The sequence below is a fragment of the Algoriphagus sp. Y33 genome, assembly GCF_014838715.1.
Lineage (GTDB): Bacteria > Bacteroidota > Bacteroidia > Cytophagales > Cyclobacteriaceae > Algoriphagus.
This window is the reverse complement of record NZ_CP061947.1, coordinates 1,346,334-1,372,354: the sequence shown is the minus strand read 5'-3', so window position 1 is coordinate 1,372,354 and position 26,021 is coordinate 1,346,334. Positions and strand designations below refer to the sequence as shown.

At 41.1% G+C, this 26,021-nt stretch carries 24 protein-coding genes and 1 pseudogene; 4 read left to right on the top strand and 21 right to left on the bottom strand.

The genetic code is table 11. The annotated features are described in order from the left end of the window. Positions 1-112 precede the first annotated feature (112 nt). Positions 113-982 carry an exonuclease domain-containing protein gene (locus ID165_RS05625; protein ID WP_192349397.1) on the top strand — a complete coding sequence of 290 codons (870 nt, stop codon included), beginning with the start codon at positions 113-115 and terminating at the stop codon, positions 980-982. A gap of 336 nt (positions 983-1,318) precedes the next feature. Here the strand turns inward: ID165_RS05625 and ID165_RS05620 are convergent, their stop codons facing one another. From ID165_RS05620 to ID165_RS05590, 7 genes are all read right to left on the bottom strand, one after another. Next, entirely contained in the window at positions 1,319-1,492 is a 174-nt protein-coding gene (locus tag ID165_RS05620) for a hypothetical protein (protein ID WP_192349396.1), read from the bottom strand. A 624-nt stretch (positions 1,493-2,116) separates the two neighbouring features. Further along, positions 2,117-2,665: a T9SS type A sorting domain-containing protein gene (locus ID165_RS05615; RefSeq protein ID WP_192349395.1), complete on the bottom strand. Its 549-nt coding sequence runs from the start codon at positions 2,663-2,665 to the stop codon at positions 2,117-2,119. Between the two features lie 29 nt (positions 2,666-2,694). Beyond that, positions 2,695-4,497 carry a S8 family serine peptidase gene (locus tag ID165_RS05610; protein WP_192349394.1) on the bottom strand — a complete coding sequence of 601 codons (1,803 nt, stop codon included), beginning with the start codon at positions 4,495-4,497 and terminating at the stop codon, positions 2,695-2,697. Between the two features lie 283 nt (positions 4,498-4,780). Next, positions 4,781-5,683 carry a PD40 domain-containing protein gene (locus ID165_RS05605; protein WP_192349393.1) on the bottom strand — a complete coding sequence of 301 codons (903 nt, stop codon included), beginning with the start codon at positions 5,681-5,683 and terminating at the stop codon, positions 4,781-4,783. Positions 5,684-6,921: 1,238 nt separating this feature from the next. Beyond that, positions 6,922-8,055, bottom strand: coding sequence for a peroxiredoxin (locus tag ID165_RS05600; protein WP_192349392.1), 1,134 nt, complete (start codon positions 8,053-8,055; stop codon positions 6,922-6,924). 1,263 nt (positions 8,056-9,318) lie between these two features. Then, the gene (locus ID165_RS05595; protein ID WP_192349391.1) at positions 9,319-10,299 is read right to left on the bottom strand and encodes a nucleotidyl transferase AbiEii/AbiGii toxin family protein; all 981 of its coding nucleotides are present in this window, start codon (positions 10,297-10,299) and stop codon (positions 9,319-9,321) included. Then, entirely contained in the window at positions 10,296-11,021 is a 726-nt protein-coding gene (locus ID165_RS05590) for a DUF6088 family protein (protein WP_192349390.1), read from the bottom strand. Before ID165_RS05590 ends, ID165_RS05595 begins: the two co-directional genes overlap by 4 nt. Before the next feature lie 545 nt (positions 11,022-11,566). Between ID165_RS05590 and ID165_RS26625 the strand changes: the two genes are divergently transcribed. Together ID165_RS26625 and ID165_RS05585 are read left to right on the top strand one after the other, a co-directional pair. After that, complete coding sequence (locus tag ID165_RS26625) at positions 11,567-11,785, top strand: hypothetical protein (protein ID WP_225586996.1); 219 nt, start codon at positions 11,567-11,569, stop codon at positions 11,783-11,785. Between the two features lie 153 nt (positions 11,786-11,938). Next, positions 11,939-12,139, top strand: coding sequence for a hypothetical protein (locus ID165_RS05585; protein WP_192349389.1), 201 nt, complete (start codon positions 11,939-11,941; stop codon positions 12,137-12,139). Between the two features lie 160 nt (positions 12,140-12,299). On the opposite strand, the gene ID165_RS05580 is transcribed toward ID165_RS05585, so the two are convergent. The 5 genes from ID165_RS05580 to ID165_RS05560 all read right to left on the bottom strand — a co-directional run bounded on the left by ID165_RS05580 (position 12,300) and on the right by ID165_RS05560 (position 14,899). Further along, positions 12,300-12,962, bottom strand: a complete 663-nt coding sequence (locus ID165_RS05580; protein WP_192349388.1) for an NAD-dependent epimerase/dehydratase family protein — start codon at positions 12,960-12,962, stop codon at positions 12,300-12,302. Positions 12,963-12,987: 25 nt separating this feature from the next. After that, positions 12,988-13,551 carry a TetR/AcrR family transcriptional regulator gene (locus tag ID165_RS05575; protein ID WP_192349387.1) on the bottom strand — a complete coding sequence of 188 codons (564 nt, stop codon included), beginning with the start codon at positions 13,549-13,551 and terminating at the stop codon, positions 12,988-12,990. A 79-nt stretch (positions 13,552-13,630) separates the two neighbouring features. Next, the gene (locus tag ID165_RS05570; protein ID WP_192349386.1) at positions 13,631-14,038 is read right to left on the bottom strand and encodes a nuclear transport factor 2 family protein; all 408 of its coding nucleotides are present in this window, start codon (positions 14,036-14,038) and stop codon (positions 13,631-13,633) included. Positions 14,039-14,261: 223 nt separating this feature from the next. Further along, positions 14,262-14,585: an IS3 family transposase gene (locus tag ID165_RS05565; RefSeq protein WP_192349385.1), complete on the bottom strand. Its 324-nt coding sequence runs from the start codon at positions 14,583-14,585 to the stop codon at positions 14,262-14,264. After that, positions 14,582-14,899, bottom strand: coding sequence for a transposase (locus ID165_RS05560; RefSeq protein WP_192349384.1), 318 nt, complete (start codon positions 14,897-14,899; stop codon positions 14,582-14,584). Before ID165_RS05560 ends, ID165_RS05565 begins: the two co-directional genes overlap by 4 nt. A gap of 243 nt (positions 14,900-15,142) precedes the next feature. Between ID165_RS05560 and ID165_RS27075 the strand changes: the two are divergent. Then, positions 15,143-15,478, top strand: a pseudogene (locus ID165_RS27075) (thermonuclease family protein). A gap of 38 nt (positions 15,479-15,516) precedes the next feature. Here the strand turns inward: ID165_RS27075 and ID165_RS05545 are convergent. The 9 genes from ID165_RS05545 to ID165_RS05505 form a co-directional block, all read right to left on the bottom strand. Beyond that, positions 15,517-16,143, bottom strand: coding sequence for a zeta toxin family protein (locus ID165_RS05545; protein ID WP_225587127.1), 627 nt, complete (start codon positions 16,141-16,143; stop codon positions 15,517-15,519). 97 nt (positions 16,144-16,240) lie between these two features. After that, a complete protein-coding gene (locus ID165_RS26615) occupies positions 16,241-16,471 on the bottom strand; it encodes a PDDEXK nuclease domain-containing protein (protein WP_225587126.1) in 231 nt (76 codons plus the stop codon). A gap of 209 nt (positions 16,472-16,680) precedes the next feature. Next, entirely contained in the window at positions 16,681-17,292 is a 612-nt protein-coding gene (locus ID165_RS05535; protein ID WP_192349381.1) for a bifunctional 2-polyprenyl-6-hydroxyphenol methylase/3-demethylubiquinol 3-O-methyltransferase UbiG, read from the bottom strand. Positions 17,293-17,764: 472 nt separating this feature from the next. Beyond that, complete coding sequence (locus tag ID165_RS05530) at positions 17,765-18,907, bottom strand: NAD(P)/FAD-dependent oxidoreductase (RefSeq protein WP_192349380.1); 1,143 nt, start codon at positions 18,905-18,907, stop codon at positions 17,765-17,767. A gap of 29 nt (positions 18,908-18,936) precedes the next feature. Further along, on the bottom strand, positions 18,937-19,734 hold the full coding sequence (locus ID165_RS05525) for an AraC family transcriptional regulator (RefSeq protein WP_225586995.1): 798 nt from the start codon (positions 19,732-19,734) through the stop codon (positions 18,937-18,939). A gap of 513 nt (positions 19,735-20,247) precedes the next feature. After that, a complete protein-coding gene (locus ID165_RS05520; protein WP_192349379.1) occupies positions 20,248-20,586 on the bottom strand; it encodes a hypothetical protein in 339 nt (112 codons plus the stop codon). Between the two features lie 19 nt (positions 20,587-20,605). Next, the gene (locus ID165_RS05515; protein ID WP_192349378.1) at positions 20,606-21,526 is read right to left on the bottom strand and encodes a DUF6268 family outer membrane beta-barrel protein; all 921 of its coding nucleotides are present in this window, start codon (positions 21,524-21,526) and stop codon (positions 20,606-20,608) included. 16 nt (positions 21,527-21,542) lie between these two features. After that, entirely contained in the window at positions 21,543-24,677 is a 3,135-nt protein-coding gene (locus tag ID165_RS05510) for an efflux RND transporter permease subunit (RefSeq protein ID WP_192349377.1), read from the bottom strand. Between the two features lie 2 nt (positions 24,678-24,679). Beyond that, positions 24,680-25,783 carry an efflux RND transporter periplasmic adaptor subunit gene (locus tag ID165_RS05505; protein WP_192349376.1) on the bottom strand — a complete coding sequence of 368 codons (1,104 nt, stop codon included), beginning with the start codon at positions 25,781-25,783 and terminating at the stop codon, positions 24,680-24,682. Positions 25,784-26,021 lie beyond the last annotated feature (238 nt).

Genomic DNA, 26,021 nt, shown 5'->3' with positions numbered 1-26,021 from the left:
ATGTAGAAATCATATCCAGCTAAGAAAATGATCCCAATTTAAAAACACTCAAGGCTAGTTCAAGATGGGTGTTTTTTTTATATTTTAACTAAAATATAAAAAAAACAAGACTATGGACAATCACTTTTTCGTAATTGATGTTGAAACTGCCAATCTAGATAATTCGAGTATTTGTCAAATTGGGCTGGCTGAATTTCAAGATACCACGTTAATTTCTACATGGGAATCACTTGTAAACCCTGATCAGTTCTTTGATCCCTATTTAAGCAAAATACATGGAATTACGGCTGATCAGGTTTTGAAAAGCCCTAGATTCTCGGATCTGTCAGGACATATAGCAAAAAAAACAAAAGGAAAAAGATTGTTTCACCACATGCCTTTTGATAAAAACGCGATTAATAGAGCTTGTGAGCGACACAATGCTTTAAGATGGGAAGCAAAATGGATGGACTCTGCAAGGTTAGTGAGAAGAGCATGGAGGGAATTTGCCCATACCGGTTATGCTCTTGGGAAAATCACCAAGCATCTAGGGATTAAATATCAAGCTCATCATGCACTATATGATGCAATCGCTACAGGTCAAGTAATAAATGCTGCAATACTTCATTCGGCTATCCCACTATCCGAATGGGATGAAAGAATCCTTCAATCTATTAATTCCTTTCAATCTTCTGGCAAGGCCGCTAATTATAAAATGCAGGGAAATCCAAACGGCTTATTATATGGAGAATCAGTCGTATTCACAGGAACATTAAGTCAACCCAGATCTATGTATGCCCAGTTTGCTTCAGAGGCGGGTTGCAGGGTTCAGGATGGAATAACAAAGGAAACAACAATATTGGTAGTGGGTTGGCAGGATTCTTACAGATTAGCTGGATATGAAAAAAGTTCTAAACATCGAAGGGCAGAAAAACTAGCCGAGGCAGGTCATGGAATCCGTATCCTCAGTGAAGAGGATTTTCTTGCAATTACAGCAGAATGAAATATTGCTCTTATCACCTCTTACTAAAGTCGGACAGGCTTTTAGTTCAATTAAAATAGTAAAAGCTGCTTTCTCTACCTCCCACTGAGCGAAGTATAGGTTTGAAATATAATTGGCTTTCCAAACTCATCTCCTCCTTCTTCCCGATACGCTCCGCTATCGGGACAGGCTCTTTAGGAGAAGACGATTGTGAGATTGTATTTTCAAGCTAGTGCTTCCACTAGATTGAGAGGTTTTCAGGTTTAAGCCCAGATGGGTGTTTTACCTCACCCCCCGCCCTCTCCTGAAGAGAGAGGGTGATCCGCTCTGCTATCATTTTACTATTCTGATTCAGAATTAAGCGAGTTCCGGATTTAAACCCGGATGGATGATAAAAGTTGGCTGTTCTACCTCACCCCCAACCCTCTCCTGAAGAGAGAAGGTGATCGGCTCTGCTCCAAATGGGCTAAAGTATAGGAAATTGGTTGGTCGTTCCCGAATCACTTCGCTTATCGGGATCTTCGATCTCAATAACTAAAAGGCTGTACGCAAGAAAAGGAATAAAATGATACCATCCCATCACGCAGGCTGGCTACTTCGCTAAAAATATCCTCAGGACATTTTCTTCACGCTCGGTCCTTCCTCCCCTACATGCTGGCCCCTCACTAAAACAGTCCACCAGACTGTTTTCTAACGCTCGGTCCTAGGGTATTTTTTGGGAAAATGGGAGGGAATGTGAAGAAAGTGTTGTGTTTTTCGGTTGGTCAGCAGAATTATATGCATCTCTCTGTGCCATTCTGCAGATAAAAACAGAAAGTGGGGTTCATGGTCCTGTTCTGGATTTGTGATGCGGGTGATGGGTTTGGCTCCTTTTCCTGCCCGTCATTTTCTTTATCTGACTTATAGATTTAGCTTTTCCCTCACTTGTTCTCTGAATAAATTGTACCACCTATTATCCTCTCAGAAACCAGAATACTAACCGAATCACCCGTAGTATAACTGGATGCGGTACAGGTTTTCAACAACTAAAAGACTTTTTGAAGGCTTTTCTGGCTCATGTGGGTATAGATTTCAATTGTTTTGCTATCATATTCCCTTTTAGTTTGGTTTGCATTCCCTTCAAACGGGCTGAAATTAGGCGTATCAGAAAAGGTATTATGGCTTAAGTAGCTTACCTTCCAGAACACCTCCCTGTGAATAATACTTAACCATGTAGGTACCCGGCTTGAGACTGCTGACATTTATGGTAGTCTTGCCGCCCTTAAGCTGCTGCTGATAAAGCTGATTGCCCAGCCGATCATATAGAACTAGCTCACCCGTTTCCCCTTCTATCAACTGCTCCTGCTGTAATCCGTTGTCCCTTGACTCGGCAGGAATACCCAGAACGGCAATTTCAGCCTCAGAGGTAGCCGGATTCGGTGATATCCTCAGGCTATAGCCCGCAAAACAGGGAGGGTCAAAGAGTGTAACCGTCCGCTTGGCGGAGGTGCCACAAGCATTCACCGTTTCCACTGCTACCAAGTAGGAGTTTCCACAGAAAGGGCGAGCCCATGGAATCCTGATGGTTGCGTTGTGTTCACCGGATTGCAGGATCCCGCCCACATACCAATTGTAGGAGATCACTCCTTGGTTGGCCGGAGGAGTCAGGGAGACGGTGAATCGATTCGGGGGAACGTTCGCCAAAACCACAGGGGTGGGCGGCATAGCGGGTTTGCCCACCCAGAAAACCTTTTTCACCTGAACATTTCCCAGGCAGTCGTAATGGCATACGTGAGGGTAGCCTGCGCTGCCGCAGTTCCACTAGGACTAAGTGTAGCAGTAGTTCCGCTGCCCGAAGTCGAACCTGTAAACTGCCCGGATGGAGTAACAGACCAAGTGGCGGAACTTCCTGTAGGAAGGTTTTGAAGGGTATAAGAACCGGTAGAGCAGAGGAGGTCGGGGCCTGATATTGGGCCTGCAGCTGCCGCAGGATTTGGTTCGCCTACAGCTGTATAGGCCAGCTTTGTCTGCGCGGGGGCATTTGGTATCCACGTATTCAATGTTTGTCCCGATGCGTTATGCCTAACATAATATGCAGCATATTCTACATCGAAACCCTCTTTCGTTACATTTGAAATAATAGAGAAGGGCCTTCCATTGTTGGGATTGGCATAGCTTCGCCCTCTAGTTTGCCGATCCCGCATCCAGACTTGGGGGACATCACAAAATGGGATATCAAAAGACACGTGCTTGGTGATTTTATATCTATCCACTTGAAAATAAGTTCCTGCGGCGATCCCCCATCGTCCACTCGTCACTACCCATTGACTTAATGCCTGGTTCAAAACGGAAGTTCCTCCCACCGATTCTCCATGTATGACCGTATTAGGCTGATCGATTAACTCCAAAGCAGCTCTGGCATTTACTATGCCATGTCCTGTGTCCTCATCGAAGCCAACAGCACTAACATCCGTTGCTGTTAATTCCAATATATTTCTAACATCATCATTGGTAAGGTTAAATCCCCTGTCTTTTGCCTCTGATATCACCAAACCGGCCACTCCCGCCACTATGGGGGCAGAGAACGAAGTGTCGTTGGGGCTGGCAGTCCCACCACCTCTATCGGTGGTCAAAATACTTTCGCCCGGTGCGCTTAGGTTAATATGTGCTCCAGTATTAGAAAAGCTGGCTTTTTGCCCTTGCTGTGTTGTTGCTCCTACAGCAATCACCTGCTCCTCAAACCCGGCAGGATATCGTACGCTGTTATTTGATTCGTAATAATTCCCCATCGATGCAGTAATCACTACATTATTTTTATAGGCATTGTCAATAGCTTGGGCTACAAAGGGAACTCTAGTGATAACCTCACTCAAAGGCCACCCCATGTCAGGAAAGCTATAGCTTAAGTTGATGATATCAGCATCATTCATAACAGCATAATCCAATGCGGCACCAACGTCTGCCGGGAATGCGGTGGTACTCCATTGCCAGTTTACGATATGTGGAATTTTAATACTCCCACTCCTAACCATTTTAACCGGCATGATTTTGCAGTTCCACATTATACCCGACACCTGATTAGAATTATTTGTAATTGCTCCAATTACTCCCGCTATTTTTGTACCGTGTCCTGCATAACTGTCTGTAACAACAGGTAAATTGTCAAGAGGGTCATTATCTCCATCACCTGTGTCAATACCCTGAATTACCCTACTGCGATTCCCTGGATCAAGATCTCCATGATTATAGTCCACCCCGCCATCAAGTACAGCTACAACCACATCATTTCTTCCTTTGTTAATATCCCAAGCCTGCTTTGCGTCAATATCAAAATTGGGGTAGGAAGGATTATACAGGTGCCACTGGCTACCGAAGTTGCTATCATTGGGAGTTGCGTCAAAATCAAGTTTGATAGGGCTATTTAGCATAGTATGAATCACGCTTTCCATTTTGTCCATTTCTGCCATTAAATCATCAGAACTAAATTGGTCGGATAATCTAATTTTGAACCAGTTTTTCAATACTATCTTTTCTGAGTCTTTAATACTTTGCTTCAACTGGCCGTTTTCCTCGTACCTATGCTCAAAACAGACCTAATTGTTTCTATATTAAACTTTTTAAAAATTTCACGAAGATCAGAGTCATGATCTGCGCAGTTGAGGATTCCATTAATGTATCGGATAAAATGCCATCCTTAAATTCGATAAGGACAGTTTCTCCAAATTTGTCTTGGGAGACCTGCTTACTTTCGTTGTGGGTACAGCCCATGCTGCAACCAATCAAGAAGCTATAGAATACTAAAAGATGTAGCGGATTTTTCATTAGGATTGGGATATATGGTCAAAAAGTCAGCTGACGCCTATTGCTTCCGTCAGGACCGATCAAATAAAGTACTTCCTTGGAATAATCATGATTTGCATGGCTATAGACAATCTCGCCCTGAACTGACCAGCTTGGGTAAACCCCATATGATAATGGAGTCTGATTGTTTCCATCCGATTCCATAACATGGATCCTGACATTCTTACTCCAAGCTATCATTTGGCCATCCGGAGACCAGGTAGGACTTCGGTTATCACTGTTGTTTTCTGTCAACATTAAATCATTATCGCCTGTCGTATCCATCGCGAAAATTCTCCAGCCATTCCAATCTCCGGAAGCTTTTGTATAAACTAGTCTATCGCCATTAGGGCTTAGTTCCGGATCTCTACCTGCCACTATAATATTCCCAAATATTGGGCTCAAACCTGTAAAATCTTCTTTAATCGATAATAGATTACTCTCACCTTCTATATTTTCAGCCCTATCAAAAAGAATTTCGGTTCCACTGGAGATCCAATCCGGAAAGAAATAGGAAGAGTACTGTGATAAATCATTCTCTTTAAATGTTATAAGGCTGTCACCATCGATTTTACACTTCTGCAGCACTCCTGATGTGGAGAATACCAGCCATTTACCGTCGGGAGACCAAGCTGGATTAAGATGTGTTCCCCGAAGCACCAACCTTCTGTTTCCCCCATTATTGTCGATGATATACAATCCGGTAGGATAATCCTCAGCATCCGGTGATTCGCTATTCTGATGGTAATATGCGATATGCTCTCCATCAGGCGAAAATTTTGGGTATTGATCCCTGTCTGAGACAAACAATTCATAATTTCCAGGAGAGGGATCAGGAAACTGGCTACATGAAACGGTAGATATAGATAAAAAGAATAAAAGAAATGACTCAAATTTTTTCATGTTCGTTTAACTAAAAATCCTAGTAATTATAATTAAAAACTTATTCTCTAACAAGTGAGTATCTGTCAAAAAAACAAAAATAATCTAGCGATAATATAAAACGCCTAGAACTCGAAACCAGCACACCTTTTTAGTTCTACTTATTTCGAGTAAGAAAAAAAATTGCGGAAATTTAGAGGCACCTCATCCTACCTGCATTTCGGTTGGTCTCGGTATTTGAGAGCCTCAGGTGATAAAGAACAGGTACAAGAAAGGGAATAAAATGATACGAAAAAATACCCTGTACAGGGTATTTTTTGTGCCTCACCCTCCACAACCTCCTCTACTAGCTGGCCCAATCCTAAATCAATTCACTGAATTGATTTTTAACGGATTGTCCCCTCTGGGAGTAGTCACATCGCTCGTGGCACTGGGTGAAGTTTGTAACTTCACCCTTCTATCTTTACCAATTTGCAATTGGCTTTCCTACCTCCTCCTTTCCTCCTCCTTAAAGAGGAGGCGATTGTGAGATTATATTTTCAAGCTAGTGCTTCCACTAGATTGAGGGGTTCTCCGGGTTTATGCCCAGATAGGTACTAAAAGTTGGCTATTTGTCTTCTACGAAAAGGCTTATGCAATAAAAGGAATAAAATGACACCATCCCATCACGCTGGCTGGCTACTTCGCTAAAAATTTCCTCAGGACATTTTCTTTACGCTCGGTCCTTCCTCCCCTACATGCTGGCCTCTCCTTAAAAATGTCCAAAGGGACATTTTCTTAACAGTCGATCCTAGGGTATTTTTTGGGAAAATGGGAGGAAATGTGAGGGAATTGTAGTGTTTTTCAGTTGGTCAGCAGAATTATCTACATTCTGCTGTGTCATTTTGCAGACAAAAAAAAGAAAGTGAGTCATGGGGTTCGGTTCCAGATCTGTGATGCGGGTGATTGGTTTGACGATCTTTCCCAATGTGGGAAGCAGTTTCATTTGCTTTATGTGGCTGGTAGGCTTGGATCTTCGAGCCGTGGGATTATAGTTAGCGATTGTCGAAAATGTCCGCTAAAAAACCAAAACCATCCATCAGAGGGGTCAACATACTCAGGAATATCACCGAAAATCTCCCAGAAGGAAAAAAAATAGTCCCGACGGTAAATACCAAATAATTAGAATCTTACGATAGATCTTCTCACTTCTTTCTAATCCTCATCCTTAAATTAACAATTAGCTTTTTGACGAAAAGTGTGTGAAGAATTTTCCAGCTTCACCTATCTGTATCATTCGACAGACTGTTAGTTCGAAGACTTTCTAAAAACTCCTTTTGGTAGCCTTGAACTACTTTATCAATTTCACCTGATTGATTAATTATAAAAAATGTAGGAAAGGCAAATACGCCGTAATTCTCCCCAATTACCTTTGCCTCAGCTATAACAGGAAATGATGGATCAAATATTTCCATATATCTGGAAACGTTTATTTTAGTATCCAAGGGATATATAGCCACAAGAGATACACTCTCTGAAAGTTGAAACTTTTCATTTGTAAGATTTTCAATTGCCAGTTTACAATAGCCACAATTGATTACTGAAAACATAAGTACAAGCTTTTTATCCTGAAAATCTTCTTTTTTAATCAATCTTATATTAAGATCAGTCCCTTCAAAGTCGGGAGCTGAATCGCCTGGATTATGAGTAATTCTATCTTTGTCATTTTGACCAAAGGGCACGGTTACAAAATCTTTGGGAATGGTATAGGTTAACTCCATATTGTCATCACCGAAACTATAATCATCGTAGCGATACACAACCGTCTGAGACAATTCCCCCCTGTAAAAATTCCTACGCTCAAACCTTTCCATGAGCTTGGTTTTTGAATTTATGAAGATGTACAGCGCTGTATAAATCTCATTTCCATCAATGATGGTATCTGTTTCTACTCTTTTAAAGGAAGAATAGCGCACTGTGTTTTGAAGGGTATCATTTACATAACTCCAATCATCCTCATTTAAAAAGGTCATAGGGGAAAATTGGATATTCCTGCCACTTCGGACTGACGATTCCATTTGGTCAGCTTGCTCTACAGGAAAAATATTTATGATTTTTTCATTTTTCTTTACTAATCTGTATTCACCATTTCTAAAATAATCATCAGTAGTATTACTCTGAAACAAAAAGTCATACCCTAGGAAAGAGCTTGAATTTTTCTTAAGAACAACAGATGCTTTCAAGGTATCAATAGTCCCCATGGGATTAGGATAGAAAGCTGATTGATCATAACTTATGTAATTTGCAGCATTTAACTTCAATCTGGCATCTTCCAAAAGATTATTTGGATTTTGCTTGCATGCAACTAAACACATGTTCATTAAAACCAATGCACTTAATTTATACTTCCACATATACCTATTTTTTTTGTCAGAAAACTCGAATAATGACGAATACTCCGTAGTTCCTTACTTAGTCTATGATGCATTGCATTTATATGACAGTACGAGAAAACTTATTGAGTAAAAATATAGATCGATTGCTGAAATTTCATTGTCTATCTATTACACCTGCCTTCTACAACCTTACTTGGAATAGTAACCTTGTTCTTAGCGCTGGTTGGAGTACATCTGTTGTACTCCTTTCATCCTAATCAATTCTGAACAGTTATCAATTTATACCTACCTCGTATTTCCCGATTTCGGGGTGACTCTTTCTTGAAAAAATTCACAACTGTCTTGCCATCACCCGTGTCAATACCCCTCTAGGTGTAGTCGCATTGTTAGTTTGAACTTGGTGTAGTTTGCAACTATAACCTTTTATCCCTACCAATTTGCAATTGGCTTTCTTACCTCACCCCTATTCTGATATTGAGTTGCTTACCGAATCACTTCGCTCTCGGGATTGAACTATCGGGAGCGATCGGCTCTGCTATCATTTTACTATCAGATTCAGAAATAAACGGTTTCCGGATTTAAGCCCGGATGGGTGTTCTAGTTCACCCCCTGCTCCAGATGGAGTAAAGAGTAAGAAGTAGGTTGGTTGTTCCCGAATCGCTTTGCTCTCGGGATTAAAATATCGGGATCTTCGATCTCAATAATTAAAAGGCTCAAGCAAAAAAAAAAAATGATACCAGCCCAGCGCGCAGCCTGGCCCCTTCGCTAAAATGATTCGCCGCGGCGAATCATTTTTTAACGCTCGTCCCTCCCGCCCTGCAAGCTGGCCTCTCCTTAAAAATGTCCCCCGGACATTTTCTTAACAGTCGATCCTAGGGTATTTTTTGGGTGAAAGACAGAAAGTTATCCACATTTCAGGCTGGATAGGGAGGGAATTGCTGGAATTTGGGGATGGACGTTGGCGCATAAGCTCCATCAGTACCAGGCTACAGGAATCGATGATCCCATATTCCTTAACCGCTCACCATATCCCTGTTTTCACTAGATGCAGCGTAAGGTGGTTTACAGTTGTAGTAATTTTATTTATAGGCATCTGTGATTCGCTACGCTTAATTGATGGCTGCTCTCCCAAAACTTCGGGACCATCGGAGGGCCTAGCTATTGATTTCTCGATAGTCCTCCATCCATTTCAAAGCATTCGACCTGCTTTTAAGGTCGATAAAGTCACACACGACTTAAATGTATGAATTGTAGCCCCATTCCTAAACGCCCCGTCCAAATTCAATCTACTTTAACCTCCCAAATAATCTCGCCTAGTCTATCAGCCAAAATTTTCATAGAAGACAATACATCCTGTGGTAATGGAAAGTCTCCATAAACCAATCCACTAAAACCTTTGGAGTAAGTAGGCTCCAATTCTTTCCAGACTCCGTCAAGATCCGCAAAAATCAAAGCTTCTTTAGGGTGAAGATTCAGCCAAGAATTGTTACTTCTATATCCTATCACATCGTCCTGCCCTACCCTATTAATCATCACTTCAAAGTCCGAGGACATTATAAAAGCCCTGATATTTTCTTCCCCCAATATTCTATGTAAATCATAAAGATGACGGATCTTCATTTTCAGATCAGCTATGGGGTTTTCGGAATGGCTAAAGCGGACTAAACTCAATATTTTTTCGCACACGGTCCTTTTCACATCCAGCACTTGAACAGTAAATGGCTCCAAATTATACTGAGTAGCCAATTCATTTTGATTAGTACTCCTCATCATATTATAGATAAAAGATTTTATTGTCTTCTCGTGAAATGGTTCATAGTGCCCTAGGGTAGAAGACTCCAAAATCACTTTGTCTCTGACCTGCCCAAATTTTCCTGAAAAAATCATCGGATATTCATGGGCGGTCTTTCTGATCATTCCCAGCTTATTGGTTACTCCCACAATCTCAACTTCAGGCATTACCCTCTCCACAACATTATAAATAGCTTTCAATTTGCCCTTCAACTTACTGCCCGACTCCCCTTCTCTAGAAAGAACCACCAAATCTATATCCTCAGAGAATCGCTCTATCAACCCATAACATTTTGAAAGTGCAGTCCCTCCCTTAAAAACCACTTCTGTTCCGATGGAATCAGAAAAAATAAGGCTCAGTGCTTTAGTCACCCAATAGTCTTTTTCCACATAGATATCCAATATCCCCATTTGCTCTGCTGTAAACCGAACAGCCTCTCGGAATAATGACGGGTTTTCATGAAGATTCATACAATATTCCAATTTTGAGAAGTGGGCAAAACATTTCCTGCACCAGGAAGCTGATATTGAGTAATCGGGTTGAGCGATTTCTTTAGCACATTCAAATATTCAATTCGTTTGAGCTGTTCCAAAATGGCCCCCAATAGCGCCCGGCATGAGGGGGGATATTTTTGAGACAGGCGAACCAGTGTTTTCACTTCCGATTCATTCAATTGCGAAATCAATTCAATAAATCTGAAACAGGATCCGGAAATGGTGGCATCAGGGATTTTCTTGACATTGCGCATTGCATCCAAAACCTGTAAAAGAGGGATGTTTTCTTTCGTAATGGTATTGCGCTGACGTACAAAGGAAATTTTATATCTCCCTCTTTTGAATTCAGGTCTCACCTCATTCTTCCCGATCTGAATAAGATTTCCAATCTGGGTGGACAATCCGAGTTTCGCATAAATACTATGCCCCGTCAGATACCCGGTAACCTTTCCGTCTTCCTCCAATAAATCTTTGACAATCTGATACTGAGGAGGTGCCAATTCCCCAAAAGCTGTTTTCTCCGGCTTGAAGTATTTCCCTTTCGATAGTTTGTTAATTCTTCCTGCAGACACCATCCGATTCAATGCTTTGATGACCGCCTCTTTACTTTTCACCTCCCCCATAAAATCAGCATAGGTGAACACATACCCTTTAGGGAGCCTATCAATGCTATCTGCTATGTAATCAGTGATTTTCATGAATTTTGTAGGTTCTCAAAAATACAAAAATGTCCAGTTTTTTAATTAAAAAACTGGACATTTTATATTCGATTGTAAAAAATAATCTTATTGGGAACACTATCCGCACGGGATGCTGACCGAAGGTCAGCATCCCAGTAATGAAAGCATATTTTTTTTATGTTAAAAAAAACTTTTCAATACTATTTATAAGCCAAAGACAAAAATAAAAACAATCTTAGACCACACCCATTTACAAGGCATTTTTTATCAAGACCTATTGCATTGATGTTTATCATAAGACTTCCAAGAGTCTAAACTTGACCACTTCTCCCCCGTCTATTTTTGTCCAAACGCTACAAAAAAAATCTTGCTTTTTTATTCAAAAAGCGCACCCTCAGATTTGTCCTTTCCGGAGCCAAGGGAATCCATTCCTTTGAAGTCAAATCAAAAAGAGCCTTCTGGCCTTAGAATAGGCTATTTTCCAGTGTTCTCTGGATTGAAAAATTCCTGTCCTAACCTTACCCAGAAGTTTGATTTATGTTTCAGGCGAAATAAAACAGATTATGGAGGAGCAAATCATTTCATGGATCATAAACTACCTTGGAGAAGGGGTATTATTTCCCGTCATAATTTTTCTCATCCTCTATTTCCTAAAAACCATGCACCTCTACTTTGATTCAATTCTAATATTCATTTCCAAGCACCAGGAAATTAAATCTCATGAAAAGATTGAGAAGAAGAAACTAAAAGCAGTCCGGAAAAAGAAAAAGGCATCTAGGTAAAACGCTATCATCTCTCCACGTAAAGACTACACTCTTAATGTATAAAGATCATTTCTCTGCCAATTCATGTCAAAACCTACTAAACAGTATCGCATAATTCTCACATAGTAAGCAAATTACCCTATGTTTACACTTCACAAAACCCAAAGTAAAATGCCAAATTATGTAGTAAACAATGTCGCCCAGCCGAATGGCGACCATGAGGTTCATCAAACAGGATGCAACTATTTCCCAAGTAATTATCGGGATCTAGGCTGGCACTCCAACTGTGTGTCTGCTGTGGTAGCAGCTAAAAAAATCTATAGCAAAAGCAATGGGTGCTATCATTGCAGTAATGCTTGTCACACTACCTAAAAGAGAAGACTGGCTAATCGTAGTTATCGGTCAGCCAGTTTTTTTCATAACTCTCAAATCTCCCCCACCGGAAGCCGATTCAGCTCTCCTCCTCCTCCTCATTCAACACCCCCACAATCGTCCTTTTTTACGCTCACAAAGAACTTTGATCACCTAAAATTTATTCATCCAGCTCAGCCTGTTTGGCAATTAATTTTAAATCTTCTATTTCTAAACTAGTTGCGCTGTATCCAAGTGTCAGTATTCGAACTAATGCAATTCCTATTTCATCATAAGTCAGGATTTTATTTGGAAAAACAAAAGGATAAATAAGCTTAAGTCCTTTATAAATCGGCCTCACATTTTTTTGTGCTTTCATCGGAATAATAAAACCTGGCCGAAAGCTGTAAGCAGCTTTAAAATTAAGCTCATTTAATGCGTTCTCTGTTTTGCCTTTTATCCTTGCCCACATTATTCTTCCCTTTTCCGTACTATCTGCATAAACTCCAGACAAGTAAAAGAAGACCATATTCGGATTCACATTGGCAAGTTCCTTTGCAAACATGATTGTGGTATAAAAAGTGATGTGGTTGTATTTATCCTCATCCATGCCAAAGGAACTAATTCCTGCGCAATAGAAACAGCCATCGTAACCCATTAATTGGTCGCTATGGGAAGCTAGATCTGTAAAATCTTTTACAATCAGTTCAGAAAGTTTGGGATGCGCTAACGGTGAAGCTCTTCTATTCACCATCAATACGCCGGTAATATCCGGATGATCAAGAGAAGCCAGTAAAACACCTTCCCCAATCATTCCTGTGGCTCCTGTTATTATTATTTTCATTTTCTAGTTTCTATCATGTAGCTCATCAGCGCTCAATCATTTTCCAAAACATAGAGAATGTATCCTCAATGATGCGGTGCTGTTCTTTTTTGGTGAATTGACTTGAGGAAAGGTATTGATTCACACCAAATACCTGATTGCTGATCAAAGCGTACAATAAATTCACATCAATATCAGCGATCTTTTGCTCCTCGATAGCCAACCTAAAAAGTTGTAATACAGGTGCTGTCTGAGCAGAAATTTCATCAGCCCCAATTTTTTTCAGATAGGGAGAATTGGAGAACTGCGCCAGAAACAAAAACTCCTTGGGATTACGGAGCGACCATTTAAGCGATTCTTCATAATAAGTTTTGACGACTTCCTTTGTTGATTTAGCTTCAGCCAGTGCAAGATGTATACTTTCTGCTGCCTGCCCCTTTAATTTTAGGTAAAGTGAAATGATCAACTCATCTTTTGTCGGAAAAAAATAAAACAAAGTCCCTGTTGCTATACCTGCCTCTTTTGCAATCTTACTAGTCGGTGTATCATTAAATCCTTGTGATACAAATAATTCCAATGCGGTTTGAAGTAGTTTTTCCTTTTTATCCATGGCTTAAGATTAATTTTTGAAGGCAATTGAAGTATAAAAGCACTTATATACCCCGGTCGCATTCTAATACGGTAAACTATTACTTTACATCATCCATCGGGCCACAGAATAATTCATTGACCATAATGGTATCCAAATATTCATAAAGCCCACTGATTAAGCCATCCTTAAATGTTAAAAGCAGCATCACATTGTTTTCGTAAATGCGCCCATCCTTTCGCGTTCCCTGAATATGGACGTAAAGTGCTGCCCGCTCATCATCTGCGGTAATAGACCGGAGCGTGATGTTCATCCCTCTAGGGAAGCGTTCCGCCACGGTGCCCCATAATTCCCCTTGGTTTTCTAAGGACTGGTACCCCCCAAACGGCCATGATCCCTCGCCACTCAGCCAATAAACACAATCAGGCGTTTTTAATTTGGTCATTTCATCGAAGTTTCCGACCACCATTGCATTGAAATATTTTTCTGCGGTTTCTTTTATTTGCATAGTTGATAATTTAGTGACTGTTTAGTCAGTCATACAAATGTACACTAATTTATTTGCCTGCAAAAACTGTAACGCTTTTAAAAACTTATAACATCAGGATTGAGAATCCAAAAGACCCATGGAAGCTTCTTGCGGAAGCATTTTCTTAAGCATATGGAATTAGACTCAGTTATGGAATTAAACTGAATGAAAATTGCTGGAATTGATTTGACTTTAACCTTCTCTAAAGCGGCCCATGATTCGAATCTGTGGTCGACACCTTGAATTTATTGCAGATAATGCTGCGCAGGCCCAGCTGTTTCATCAGTCTGGCTACCCTGGGTCTGGAAACAAGGATTCCCCGATCCTTGAGTTCTATCCTCATTTTGGGACTCCCCAGGCGAGATTTGGTCTGTTGATGCAGTTCTTGGATAGCGGCTTTCAAAACCTGATTCCCAAAGGCTCTTTTAGAAGGTTTTCTGCTTAGCCAGGCATAATAGGCACTTCTTGATACACAGAAAACTTTACACATCTTCTCAACAGCAAATTCCGCTTGGTAGTCTTTCATGAACCTGAATATTTGTTGTCGCTCTTGGAAAAGATGCTTACAGCCTTTTTTAAGATATCCCGTTCGATCTGCGCTTCTTTTAGTTCCTTCTTTAATTCGGCTATTTCGCGCTGCTCAACAGTCAAAACCGGTTTCCCATTGCCTGTGAAACTGGACGCTCCCGTTGATGCAAATTCCCGGCTCCACCGCCTGACCATGTCACCGGCAATACCTAATTCCCTGCCGATCTCATTGGAGGATTTACCGCTTTTGTGTAGTTCAACTGCCATCAATTTAAAGGCCTTGTCGAAAGTTCTTCTTGATCTGTCACTCATTGATTCAAAGTTAGGAGAGCTTAACTTCATGTCCAATCAAATGTAGCAGCTTCATTTCTGTCGCTTTAGTCCTCAGTTTTTGTGAATTAAATAAACAATAAATCCACCTGTTTTACTGCTATGAGGAAATTTCTTTAAGCCCTAATCTTCTTATTCTCCACATCCACATTGCTCTTCGCCCAAGAGCGATATGGCCCTTACAAAATCCACGAATTTGTGGACGGCGATACGTTCGGGGTTAAGATGGATGCTGGAAAGACTGAGAAGATCCGTCTAATTGGAGTTGACACCCCTGAAGTTAAATGGGAAGGACTCACCGAAGAACAACCCGGTGGGAAAGAAGCATCAGAATATGTCAAGAATCTATTGAAAAGGAAGAAGGTACTACTAGAATACGATGTACAAAAGTATGACCGATAATATGGAAGGACTCTGGCATATGTATATCTGGAGGATAGTACATTTCTAAATGCACATCTGCTGGAAATGGGACTGGCAAGACTGGCGAGACTGGCGACCTTTCCCCCGAATGTGAGGTATGTGGAATACTGTACCAAGAACGGGAAGAAGGTGGTTTGAAAAAAACTGCAGGAAATGAAAAAATGAACCGGTTTTTGTTAAATTCTATTAATAAAGAAAAAGGAGGATGCTATGAGCGACAAGGATTTTGCAAAATTGATGGAGATTGCCCAAGAAAGAATTGAAGCGGTAAAAACGATGACCAAGAAGGAAGCTATCGAACCCTCAATGGTGCTGGTATTTTGACCAAAAAAGGAGAATATACCAGGCATTAAAAGCCTACTCCAAAAGGAAATAATTTCACTGTCTGGCACAAAGTGTCCACCATTCTCAACTCTGATCGCCACTCTTTTCTGGGCTTCTTCTACAGAATTCAAGCAGAAATAAATCATATTAACCGCATACCCTTTGGCTTTAAAAATCAATGGCCAGTGTAATGGGTCAGAATTGAAGTTAGTCTCGTAGGCAAAAGACTTTCCGGCATCAATAGCCTGATCGATTTGCGTCTCAAGCTTTTGGAAAGTCATATTATGTGCCATCTGATCCTGGAAATCTGTAGGGATTATCGAGGAGTAGATTTCGAGGAAATGCTTATCATAACCAAAAACGGCTATCCCTTCAGGAGATAGGATGCGTGAATAAGAAGATTTACCCGCTCCGTTGCATCCCGCAATAACCAAAAGCTGGGTTTTTCCATTAGTTAAACTGCGGAGACACCTTAGGATTCTTCGTCAGTGTGCCCATAGCGACTTTCTGCTCATATACGCGGATCTCTTTTTTAATGCGCGGCATCTGACTTTTCATTTTTTTTAGTCAAATCTTCTATCTGTGCAGTAAGCTTATCTTTTTTTGTACCCATACCTCAAAGATACTAAATTTTAAAATTTGAGAAATCAAGCCGGAAAGCATATCCACAAAATATTCCTTTCCGTTGTACTCCAGCCTATACTGATTGCCAATAAAGCTAAATCCTTTACCTAGCTCAAGTATAGAAGCCCTAATCTTAGCGATCAAACGGTTTTCAAGCTCCAATTCCTTGACTGGTTCTGTAATGCCTCCCCCCTCGGCGTAGTCACATCGCTCGTGACACTGGGTGGAATTACAAATTCCACCCTCATATCATTACCAATTTGCAATTGGCTTATCTACCTCTTCACATCCTTCCAGATACAGTGGTGTGAGGCCTGCATGCCGTGGAGTAGGCGCACCTCGTCAGAGAGATTCAGCGAAGCCGCCTACTTGATTATGGTGCGTTTTTCTTGTCATTTCATTCTTGTCTTTCTACACTTTATTAGGTGAAAAGGATAATTTTCGGTCACTTCTGTTACTTCAAAAAGTCCTACGTTCCCAAATTCTTCTTGCAGGGTTTCCTTGTCGTAAAAGAAAATTTTAACTCCACCAAACATTTCAAATCGGTCTTTACTTATTTGTGTCCCTTGTCCATAAGTTTGGGCATCCTTAGTAATTGCTGTAAAAACCATACACCCGTTTTCAGTCAATTGGCTGAAACAGTCTTGGATAAGTTTTTTTCTTTCGTCTTTGTCCAACAAGTAAATTAATCCGTAACAAAATATTCCGTCAAACAATTTGTTGTCAAAAGGCATTTCTGTTACCGAACCGTGATAAATATTCAAGTCCTTCCCAAAATGTTTCTCAGCTAAATCAATGGCGGTCCGCGAAATTTCAATTCCTGTAACGGTTATTCCGCTATCTATAAAAATCTGTGCGTTTCGTCCGTAGCCAATCCCCGGAATTAGCACATTTTTTATCTGTTGCTCAACAAAAAAATCTTTTGTCAAAACAGCAGATTTTGCGGGTTCTAACCCCCACATTTCTTGCTTTTGCTTAAATGCTTGTTCCCAAAATTCTGTCATTTTATTTTTAGTTGTACACAAACTTTGTCTTCCAAAATACCGCAATTGCAGCCAACATTCTTCACTAGGGTTAAAATTCTTTTAGAATTGATTTTGTTGCCTTGACCTCTTAAATGCCGATGGCACTTTTTGGGAGCACTTGGACATAATTTTCCGTTAGCCATTTGGAGAAGGCATCCAATACCTGCAACGCTTTGTCCTGCCGGCAGATGGGGTATCCCCTACCCGTTTTCCGTAGTGTTCATAAGCGGCGTATCCATCGCTCAGTAAACAGCAGTGCCTACGGATCAGTTCTACCATTGCTCTCTACCGAAGCTAATGTTTCTTTTTTTGGATGCATTCTGTTGCGGCAAAGGCTTTCTTGCTCTGACCGGGATTCCTGCCACTTACAGTACAGGGAATAGTACGCTTCGTTGCTTATCCTTTTCATCCTGCAACATTATATATTCAAGCTCCAACCAGCAATATGGTTTTATCGAAGGGATACAAACATATCAAGGATGTATTGCAATCCTTTGGGTCCATGCATCTCAACTGTATTTTGCATAGTGATTGCGGTAACTTCTTTTGCTCTTTCAAACATTCTGGTTTCGTAGTTTTCCAAAGCCGATTTTATATTTTCTGCATGAAGTAACCCTTCGCTTAATTCCAACGCATCAAGCATGGCCATATTTACACCTTCGCCTGCATAGGGCGGCATTCGATGGGCTGCATCGCCAATGATGGTTAGATTGCTTTGAGTTGACCAATGTTGGTCTGAATGATAATGATACAATGGTCTTGGCACAATAGTCATTTTACTTGTTGCAAACAGTTCGTGGTAAATTGAATCCCAATTTGAAAAATTTGTCTCGAACCATTTTTTAACATCTGCCAAATTTTCAAAATTGATTCCACATTCTTTCACCCAATTTGTATTTACTTTTTCGCCTGTATAAAATGCAATACTTCCATCGCCTTTGGTGCTTAAAATAATTGATTGTTCATTTCCAAACGCAAATATTTTTCCACCTTTAAGCAGTTTGAAAATACTCGGTGCGTTTTTCTCTGCATCATAAATATTTCCTTCAATAATAGTAACACCTGAATAAACCGGTTTTATGTCACTTAAGTAAGGTCTGATTTTGGAATTAGCGCCATCCGCTCCGATTACAATGTCAGCGTAATATTCTTTTTCATTTTTGAAAAGCAAATTCCAACCATCATTTTCCTTTTCCATTGAAACGAATTGACTATCCCAAACAACGGTATTGGGTTGTAAGGATTCCAATAAAATTTTTCTTAAAGGGCCTCTGTCAATTTCAGGACGGTGTTCTGCACCATACGCTTCCGCATGGTCATCTATATGAATATTTCCATTATTGTCCATTATTCTTAGCTTCCCCGCATCAGGTAAATAATTAGCGTAAAATGCATCCAAAAGATTCGCTTTTTTAAGTGCTGCTAAACCCGATTCTTCGTGTAAGTCAAGATTGGCACCTTGAACCCGGGCATCTTTGTTGATGTCCCGTTCGTACACCGTTACGTTACCACCACCTTGCTGTAAAAGTCTTGCCAATGTTAAGCCACCTGGGCCACCACCGACAATTGCAATTTTTTTGTCTTTGATATTCATTCCCGTAAAATTTTAATTACGGCACAAAATTACTTCTCAGGTAAGGTTGAAAATTGTATAAATCGGTCGTTTTGGTTTTGTGCTAATTGTTTAGGGCTTACTCCTGCCAACTTTTTTACTTCTTTAATAAAATGGGCTTGGTCAGCAAAGTTTTGTTCCGGAAAAAGTTTGCCCTCTTTGATATGTTGAAATGACGCTCTGAACCGGAGAATATTGCAGTAGGCTTTTAATGGAATGCCATATTGCCTGCTGAAATAACGGTTGATTTGGCGGCTGCTCCAAAAAACCCTTTCAGAAAGTTCCTCCACCGTCATTGCCCCATTTGAATTGTATATCAATTCAAACAATTTTTGTTTTTTGCTGTCTAATTCATTTGGTACTAGTGATTTGATTTTTTGCGTTGCTTTTTGGCAGAATACTTTAAAATCTAAGAGATCTGATGAGCTAAAATCCCAAAAGTCATCAGATACATTTTTTCCCTTGTTCAATAAGTCTGAAATATTCTCTTTCAATAAATATTCTGCCGCAAGTGGTTTAAAACTTATTGCAAAGGTTGTTCTATTAGCTTTAATTGTAGAATGTACAGGGTTTGTTCCTATTCCTAGAAGTGTAATGTGAAAAGCATCGGTTGCTGATTCAGTAAAAAATACATCAACTCTCCCATCAGGTAAAACGACAACTTGTTTGTCGCTGTCATTTGGGTTATGTAACATCCAAAAACTCTCTACAAAGTCGGATAGTGAATTGTCAGGTTTTACAGATTGATATTTTACATATCGTGTGATCATCTCCTCATCAAGTCCCACTGTTTTTACAAAATAAGCCACTACCCAAAACCGGTTGCCCTAACAGGGCTGCTTCGTTAGTTTTGGATAACTCTTGAAAAGCTTGACAGCTATCTTTCCTTTCAATGTGCCCGTCAATTGTGAAATCGAAATCTTTGCAGGAACAAAAACCTACAAATGAAGATGATCTTCCTGAACGTTAAGTTCTTCAACCATACAGCCTTTTCATTCGCAAAGCATCATTATATCATCAGCAACCAGCTCCTTTATCGCACCCTTCCTTAAGTATTAGCAATTCTACGCCACGGCGTACAATTGCTAATACTTAATCCAGATTAAAAATACTAAAGCTGTATTTAGGAAACCAAACAATTTGATAATCACATTTGAAAAATCACAGATTCATTGGCAGTAAATGCAATCCCACTTTCATCAGATTCCATTCTGCCCTGCTTTTAGGAGATGAGGGTTCCCTACCCTCCTTAATTTAATGTCTTTAAGGTTCGGAAACCTGAGTTGATCGGTTCAGGATCTGCGATTACTGAGACGCTGAATTCACAATTTGGTCCATACAATTGTTTTTGAAAACGCCATTTTTCGTGCGGTGATTGTTAGCTTGTTGCCGTTCATTACCAACTCGCAATCAGCTTTTGTGCTGCTGCCTGGTTTGAAAATTTTCCCCTTCCATTGACCTCCTGAAAATTGAACATTCTCAATTATTGTCTCTTTTGATTCTTCGATCGTACCGGTAAATGCTTCACCGGATTTTGATATCAGGATAATCTTCCCTTCCGATGTTTTCCATTTGCCTGAAAAATCGTCAGTAATTTTTTGGCCGAAGCTAAGCGCCGATACCATCATCAGCATTATAGAAATCATGATTCTCTTTTTCATATTTATTGTTTGTTTGACGCTATTCTTGATTTTGAGACGCGGATTTTTTTGTTGGAGGAACAATAGTCAAACCCACACTGAAACTGCTGCTACTTTGTGAACTGTATGTATGAACCGTGCTGTGCCCGTCCTCAAACCGGTATCTTCGCATGGCGTTAAAACCACCAAAGATTTCGAGTTGTACTATTTTAGCAAAACGATAGCGCACAGTTGGGCCAAAGTTTGCGACAACATAGTTCAAACGGTCGACCGGAATCGATCCGTAAAAATTGTCAACACTTGAATTAAAGTTAGCTCCGTTCAGCACCGTCTTAAAGCCAACCCAGAGTTTCTCCTCCCGGGTTAGTCGGTAGTTATAATCAATGGTTGCCGGTAAAAATGTAAAGAATTGATGCCTACCATGTTCATATTTCAGCTGCAAGCCCGGTAATAACATTGGTTTTCCAAGACGTGTGGTGTAAATCAACCCTCCTCCGGCCATAAGCTTTTGATTAATTTGTTTGTTCGCCAGGAGAAATCCCTGCATCAGGAAGTCATCGCTGTTCAGTTTGTCACCAAAGTCACTCGCCAGTGTGGGTGAGAAGCGGCTTATCAGCACCCATTTTTCGGTAAGACGATGAATGACCATAAAGGAATAGGAGAGCTTATAAAATTTTTGCTTATACTCATTAGTACTACTATCCGAGAAGGATGTTGCCTCTAATAAACTGAATTGTACCCCGTTTACTAGGAAGGTTCTATCATTTTTGAGTTTCATAGGAATATTGATATAGCTATTTAATTCCTGAAAAGATACCTGCAGGCTGCTGCCATCGTCATTTAGTCTGACTTTCGGATAGTATAAATAGTCTACGCCCGCCAATTTTAAAACCTGGGCTGAAACTTCTGTCATTGTTGCCAGGAGTGCCAAGGGGAGTAAATACTTAAATTTTGTATACATAATGTTAACGGGACTATTATTGATGCGTATCTTCTATGGAGGGACCTGTGGGATGCCAGGATGAACCTATCTTATATTTTGATCGCGAAATCTTTGCTTGGATCGTATCTACCACCAAATAGACTGAGGGGACAAGAAATAGGGTAAGGAGGAATGAACTGGTCAGCCCACCGATCAGGACCCAGGCCATCCCATTTTTGAATTCAGAGCCTGGGCTTTGTGATAATGCAAGTGGAAGCATACCCAGTATCATGGAGAATGTGGTCATAATAATGGGGCGCAGACGTTCCTTTCCTGCCATGATTAATGCCTCCACAGTGCCTTTACCAACATTTTTCAATTGATTGGCAAAATCTACGATCAGTATACCATTCTTGGTTACCAGCCCAAGTAACATAATGATCCCAATGATGGTAAAAACGGTAAGTTCGTCCATCGTTAATGCAATCGCCAACAATGCCCCAATCAACGCGACAGGTACGGAAAAAATCACTACAAATGGATACACTAGGCTCTCATAAAGACATACCAACACCATGTAAACCAGGAGTATAGCAATAGCCAGGGCAAAACCGAGGCTTCCGAAAGCACTATCCTGATTTTTCGCATCACCTTGGTAACTGATTTCAGTATTGGCTGGCAAAGGGGTGGACTGCAGCTCCTTTCGGATATCATCCACAATCGTTCCCGATGGACGCCCGACAGCAGCTGAAGTGATAGTAATCGAATTTTCCCGATCGGTCCTTTGTAAAATGGCTTGTCCTAAAACCTCCTGAACATGTGCAACCTGCCCAAGCTTTACTAATTTGCCTCCACTGCTAGTTAAGGATAGATTCCTCACTGCCTCCATACTCTGCTTGTCAGCATCACTGATCGCTACATTCACCTGGTAGGTATTGTCTCCACTTCCCAATTCGATCTTATTATTACCATTAAAGGCCAGCTGGATGCTTTGAGTTACATCTGCCAACGACAATCCAAGCATTGCGATCTTTTCCCGGTCGGGGATAATTTGTATTTGCTTTACCGCTCCCTTGGTACTGAACCTTACATAATCCGAACCGGCAGTTTTGGACACGATATCCCTGACTATTGATGCGGCTTTGAACAGACTGTCCGGGTCTTTCCCTTTTACGGAAATCTGGATCGGTGAAATCACTGTGCCCGTGATATTAGTAGGGATAACTGTAACCTGAATGCCCGGAATTTTTTCTATTTCGTTGCGGGCAATCAGGCCAAACTCGTCTGAAGTAAGCTCACGCTTCTTCTTGTCAATAAGTGTTACTGAAAGCTCAGCCAGGTTTTCTGAACTGCCCTTTGCCCCTGTCTGCGTTCCCACCAGGCTATAGACGGTCTTCACTTCAGGATGCTGGAGCATCATTTTCTCTGCTTCGGCGACCAATAGGTTAGTTTGCCGGATCGGCATATCTGGGGCAGTTTCTAGCTGGATGGCAAGTTCACCCCTGTCGGATTGACCTGCGAAAGAGCCCCCGATAAATCCTGCCGGAACAAGGGAGACAGAACCTAGCAGCAGTAAAACAACCAGGATAAAGAAATATCTTTTACGGTGCAGAATCCAATGGAGCAAATGACTATAGGCATCCGCCATTTTATTCAGATAGCTCTCAAAGGCAAGGATCGTCCTGCCCCAAAGGCTACCCGCAGAAAGTTGCTCCAGTCTGGCAAAACGCGATGCCATCATTGGTGTGAGGGTAAATGCGACTAAGAGGCTCATCAGGGTAGAGACTACTACGACCGTGGCAAACTCACGAAGAAGATTACCGATCAACCCACCGGCTAATGCCATAGGTAAAAATACCACCACATCGACAAGTGTAATGGCAAGGGCTGTAAATCCGATCTCATTACGTCCCTCCAGGGCCGCCTTCTCCTTATTTTTCCCCATTTCCATATGGCGGAAAATATTCTCTAGAACCACAATGCTGTCATCAACTAGTATACCAACTACCAGGGAAAGTGCGAGTAACGTCATCAGGTTAAGGGAAAACCCCAGAACATACATGACAATAAAGGTGGGAATCATAGCAGCAGGAATGGCTATCAGTACAAAAAAAGCGCTACGTAAGCTGTGTAGGAACAGTAGCATGACAAAACCAACGATCAACACTGCCAGCATTAAATCGTGTATCACCGAGTTGGCGGATTCCAGTGTATACACTGACTGGTCAGAAGCGATTTCAAATTGAAACCCGACGGACTTGTGGGTCTTGACTAACTCGGCCAATTTCTGCTTCACTTCCTTACTGACTTCAACCGCATTGGCGTCGTTGGTCTTGAAAATTTGTAGGCCGATCCCCGGCTTACCATTTATTCTATTGAGTGTAGCGATTTTCTCCTGGCCATCACTGACAGTTGCTACGTCAGAAAGCAATACCCGGCTTCCATTTCCTTTATCTTTCACTATCAGTTGTGGCAAAAGCCCAATGCTAGAGTAACCTGCATCAATAGTAATCGAAAGATTCTCCTGTTCATTGCTAATATTCCCCCCTGGGATGGAGATGGAATTTGCTAGTACCACCTGGAAAACCTGCTTGGCAGATAACTGGTACATCTGGAGTTTGGCATTGTCAAGTTCAATCTTTATTTCCTTGGACTGCCCTCCGATAATATTGATTTGGCCCACGCCCTTTACCCCACTTAATTTAGGCTTGATGTCCCTATCAATCAGCTCATACAACTCTTTGTCTGCAATAGTCGCGGTAACAGAAAGGTTCAGAATAGCAAAGTTGTCGGTATTCACACGATTTACGGACGGCTCCTCTACCCCCTCGGGAAGTGTTGACTTGATCTGGTTTATCTTCCGCTCAATGTCTTGTTGAGTGAGGATATCCGAAACACCCGGCTTCAGATTCACCTGTATGGACGAAACATTCAACAGCGAGCTGGAAGTAACCAAATCGATGCCTTCCACGGTGCTGATTGCCTCCTCAATAGGTTTTGTAAGCTTGCTTTGCACTTCGCTCGGAGATGCACCGGGAAATACCGTATTGATCGTCACCACTCCTGCCGAGAAGCTCGGCAATAAGTTGTAGTTAAGATTAGTATAACCAATAATGCCAAATATTATCAGGCCTATAAAGACAGTAGAAATCAGCAGTGCCCGCTTGATGGATAATTCAGTTAAGCTCATGTTTAAATAGTTATGATAGCTATTGGGCTGCCTGACTTCACATTGATTAATCCGCTGGTGATAACGGTTTCGCCCTCACGTAGACCTGATATGATCTCAACCATGTCGTTTTGGCGATGGCCGGTAGTAACCGGTCTCTCAATTGCCCTTTCATTTTCTGCGACAAAGACAGTTGGATTTGACGAGCCAGTTACTAATGCAGATTGGGGGATGCGTAAGATATCCGACCTTGATAGGGTAATGAAGGATACCAATACATCGGTCCCACCCTTTAAAGCGATATCACTTGAATTTTCGATCAGCAGGTCAACCTGATAATTATGGTTATCATCTGCCACAGGACTACTAAAAACGATGTGCCCGGTAAAAGTTTTTCCAGAAAAAACCGGGGTAGTAATTGTGGCTTCCTGGTTAGCCTTAAGCTGGTAGCTGGTCTGCTGGTTCACATAAACCGTAGCCTTTACTCTACTGATGTTACTGATGTTGGCAATAGCTGTTCCTGTAATAACAAACTCACCTTCTTTGATTTTGTGTTTGGAAACGGTGCCTGTCACAGGTGAAACAATGGCTGAATTGGCAATTTGCTGTTTGATTAGATCAATTTGGGCCTGTGCGTTTTCGAAATTGACTAAGCTGCTTTCATAATTGCTTTTTGCCGATAGCATGTCCATTTCCAACCTGGCATTATGTTCGTAGAGGTCTTTTGCTCGCTGATAGTCTCTGAGTGCTTTGTCGCGGGAAATGGATGTCGAATTTAGATTGGCTTCTGCCGATTTTAGATTGATTTGTTGAATCCTTGTATCCAGCTTTCCCATAATCTCACCTTTATGTACCTGTTTGCCTAAGAAAATATCTAATTGTGAAATTATGCCGCTTGCGTGGGAATACACACCTGCTTCCTCCATAGGCTCCACTAATGCCGGGTATTGTACGATTGCATCGAGCGAACCTTTTTCCACCTTCGCAACCCCTACGGAAACCGGGATGTTTGACCTGTCTACCGGCTGGTTCTTTTGGTCTATCTTCTTTTTGTTGGCGGAAAGGGCCAGGATAATAGACAGTATTACCGCGGCAGATATTCCGATGGGCACAATTAGTTTTTTCATGTGTTTATAATTGATTTATATTGGCCACATGGAATCTCGCATGCATTATAATCATCGCAGTGTGTGACTTTGGAGTCATGCTCGGTTTCATATGTTTATAATTGTTCTTTAAAGGTCATATGGAATCTCGCACAGTAAATAAACATCACTCTTTGTGTCACTTACGACATGCTCGATTTCATAATATCCATCATTTGAAAGATGTCTGACCAAACGGAATTATGCTAGTACGCTTGGT